We start from the raw sequence: 3,306 nt of genomic DNA, 5'->3' as shown, positions 1-3,306 counted from the left end.
AAATTATATCATCCGTGGAACAGAAATGTTTAGCTATCTTTTTATCTTAGATTTTATCATCGAAATGATCTTGATCAAGGGAAATGGTAAGATCATAACGGTATTAGGCTTACATGTTGAAAGTTTTATCACACTTGATGAACAAGAATTGACCCTCTATCTCTCCGAGTATTCTCTTATCCCCTATCTACTTTTCTTATTTTTCTGGACAAAATTTTTCAAATGGAGACAACAACGAATTATTCGCTCTTTGCATAACTAATTATCGAAACTAAGTATTGGATATCTTGCAAGCAACCTTTTATAATGTTAGTGATAGTTAAGATGAAAGGGGCAAATTTCATGAAAAGCGCAATTTTTGAAAAAGCAGGTCAAATAATCATCGAAGAGGTAGAAAAACCAACACTTGAACGGGATGATGATGTGATCATCAAAGTCGTACGTGCTTGTGTCTGTGGCTCAGATCTTTGGTCATATGCTCACGGCGACGATAAAGCAGCCCACTCAGAAAATAGTGGCCACGAAGCTTTAGGAATCGTTGAAGAGATCGGTTCTGCGATCACCACGGTCAAACCTGGTGATTTTGTGATCGTACCATTTACCCATGGTTGTGGTCACTGTGACGCTTGTCTAGCTGGTTTTGATGGTACTTGTGATAACCATCCTGGCTATAGCAACTGGTCAAGTGGTTTTCAAGCTGAATATGTTCGTTTCCACTATGGTAACTGGGCTTTAGTCAAGATCCCTGGCAAACCAGCAGATTATACAGAAGGCATGCTCAAATCACTTTTAACTCTAGCTGATGTGATGCCAACAGGTTACCATGCTGCACGCGTTGCTGATGTCAAGCCTGGCGATAAAGTCGTTGTCATTGGTGATGGTGCGGTCGGACAATGTGCTGTGATCGCAGCTAAAATGCGGGGGGCTTCCCAGATCGTTCTCATGAGTCGCCACAAAGACCGCCAAGAAATGGCTTTAGCATCTGGTGCGACTGCTGTGGTGGCTGAACGTGGGCCAGAAGGGATCGCCAAAGTCCGTGAGATCTTAGGTGGCGGAGCAGATGCTGCCCTTGAATGTGTCGGGACTGAAGCTTCAATCGAACAAGCACTTGGAGTTTTACACAACGGTGGGCGTATCGGTTATGTCGGTGTACCTCACTATAACAACCGACCTTTAGGCTCAACTTTTGCCCAAAATATTACGATCGGCGGGGGTTCTGCTTCCGTAACGACATATGATAAGCAGATCTTATTAAAGGCCGTTCTCGATGGTGATATCGATCCAGGCCGAGCCTTTACCCAAACTTATAGCTTGAATGATATCGATCAGGCCTACAAAGATATGCAAAATCGCAAAACGATAAAATCAATGCTCGTTATTTCTGAATGATCGACCAAACGCCTTTCAGCTCATTGAAAGGCGTTTTTTACTACGAATATTCTTGCTTGCTGTATAATGAAATCAAGAATAATTTTAGAAAAGAAGTGGCTTTTTTGCTCAGTAAAACACGGACTTATCTCTTGATCTTCAATCTTTTTTGGCTAGTATTACTACTATTTGAACAACTACTCAAAAATGCGTCCAACAGTAATATATTATTTTTATTACTTTCTGTTTTAGCATTAGTCGGCTTGGTCTTCCAGGCTCTTTCTTGGCGCAGGTTAAATCAGGAAAGAATGCGCCTCGACTATGCTTTATATGGTACTGCTTGGGTGCTCTGCTTTTTATTTGTGCTGTTATTGTAATTTTGATCGTGATCTAGTTAGGTCACGATTTTTTATTTTAAGTATTTCCTCGGTTATGATCAAAGTAAAAAATACACATAGCGATACAATATTCCCGAAAATAAGGTAGCAGTTAATAAGCCAACTTGCATTGAAATTTCAGCAAATGAATTGATCTGTAAGGCATTATCTTCTGTCGTAAAACTATTTAAAATATCTTTTGATGCTGGAAAATACAGCTTCCAACCGATTCCCCCACTTAGTGCCAATAAATAAATCGCTGATTTCTTATCTAAATTCATTTTAAAAAGCACTAAAGCCAGTACAATAAAAAATATTCTAAAACAATTCGAACTTATCACTAACCATCTAGCGTTTATACACTTAAGCATTCCCACAGCAACTATAGAAATAAGTATCCCCGCAATAACATTTATATTAGCAACGATCGCTATCAAACTATTTAAATGATAAATATCAATGATATACCAATTTAGCGCCACTAAAATCAGCCCTGCACCAAATTGTGAAATAATATTACTGGTAATAAAGAGTCTAAAATCTTTCTTCATCACAGATCACGCTCCTTTTAAATCGCTACATACGTCACATGAGTAATAGCAATAATGATGCTAAAATATTATATTATGTTTTGATAATAAAAAATTATGCAAACATAATATAAAACTTAGCGCAATTAATTTACAATACTATGCATAGGGGAAAAATATCTGCAGACACCATAGGAGGGGGAAAATAATATATGTATAAAAAACTTTTTAAATTTGTGATCGTATATTTTACCATACTTTCAATTACACCTGCACTAACTGTAAAAGCTAGTGAATTAGAAGCAGATCAAGCATCTCAAAATAATTCTTTTTCTGAATTATCAGAAGACTCTATGGTTCAATTATTTACAGCAGTCGAGAAACTTCCAGATGAATTACTTTAAAGCAGAAATAAACGTGATATTAAACAGTTTATGCTTGAAAATGATGTTAATCTAAAATTTTCTGGCGAGAAAACAAAGCGTGATCTTCCTGGATGCATAGCTTCTATTAGTTGGGTAGTAGTCTCTACGGCATTTGGTGTAGCTAAACTTGCAAAAGTAAAACAGTTTGTAAGAGCCACTGGTGGTGCTCGTAAGGCAGCTAACGTTTTGATGAAAATCATCAAGGGGGGACGCTCACAAGAAAATTTCCAACAATTTGGTAAAATCGTTATGGATTTAAGTTCGGAAGTATTAGGAATTAAAGATATAAAGGATAATTGTGTATGAGATTTAAAGTCTTACAAAAAATTCAAATAGTGTTGCTTTTCGTTTTTCTCATCTTACATTTTTTATTGCATACTTTCAACTTTCATCCAGAACTTTTGCTTACCATCACATTTGGTATGACATTTTTGGAAAATGATCGCTCATCACTTTTTTTCTTCAGTTGCCTTGTGTTGATGACATTATCTACGGTTGCGTATTTCATCGCTAGTATAACATAGCTTATGCAAAAAACAGGGGCTTTTTTATCTATAATATACAAAACGGTCGTAAATGAACAATTTTAAAGTCCATTTACGACCG

6 protein-coding genes are annotated in these 3,306 nt (G+C 36.8%); 5 read left to right on the top strand and 1 reads right to left on the bottom strand.

Annotated elements, in window-relative coordinates; all coding sequences use genetic code 11:
* The 3 genes from LMU01S_RS10585 to LMU01S_RS09695 form a co-directional block, all read left to right on the top strand.
* Window positions 1-262, top strand: a 262-nt coding sequence (locus tag LMU01S_RS10585) for a hypothetical protein (protein ID WP_082783050.1), incomplete at its 5' end; no start/stop codon positions are given.
* 80 nt (window positions 263-342) lie between these two features.
* Window positions 343-1,389 (top strand): alcohol dehydrogenase catalytic domain-containing protein, encoded by a 1,047-nt coding sequence (locus tag LMU01S_RS09700; RefSeq protein ID WP_056960056.1) that lies wholly within the window; start codon window positions 343-345, stop codon window positions 1,387-1,389.
* A gap of 104 nt (window positions 1,390-1,493) precedes the next feature.
* Window positions 1,494-1,745, top strand: coding sequence for a hypothetical protein (locus tag LMU01S_RS09695; protein WP_137422054.1), 252 nt, complete (start codon window positions 1,494-1,496; stop codon window positions 1,743-1,745).
* 59 nt (window positions 1,746-1,804) lie between these two features.
* On the opposite strand, the gene LMU01S_RS09690 is transcribed toward LMU01S_RS09695, so the two are convergent.
* A complete protein-coding gene (locus LMU01S_RS09690; RefSeq protein ID WP_004050421.1) occupies window positions 1,805-2,296 on the bottom strand; it encodes an MFS transporter in 492 nt (163 codons plus the stop codon).
* 191 nt (window positions 2,297-2,487) lie between these two features.
* On the opposite strand from LMU01S_RS09690, the gene LMU01S_RS09685 reads away from it, so the two are divergent.
* A complete protein-coding gene (locus tag LMU01S_RS09685; RefSeq protein ID WP_004050422.1) occupies window positions 2,488-2,679 on the top strand; it encodes a hypothetical protein in 192 nt (63 codons plus the stop codon).
* 30 nt (window positions 2,680-2,709) lie between these two features.
* Entirely contained in the window at window positions 2,710-3,006 is a 297-nt protein-coding gene (locus LMU01S_RS09680; protein ID WP_004050425.1) for a hypothetical protein, read from the top strand.
* The last annotated feature ends 300 nt before the right edge of the window (window positions 3,007-3,306 follow it).

The organism is Ligilactobacillus murinus DSM 20452 = NBRC 14221 (assembly GCF_001591685.1).
In the GTDB taxonomy this organism is placed as follows: domain Bacteria; phylum Bacillota; class Bacilli; order Lactobacillales; family Lactobacillaceae; genus Ligilactobacillus; species Ligilactobacillus murinus.
The sequence above is the reverse complement of the archived record's forward strand: the minus strand, read 5'-3'. Positions and strand labels throughout refer to the sequence as shown.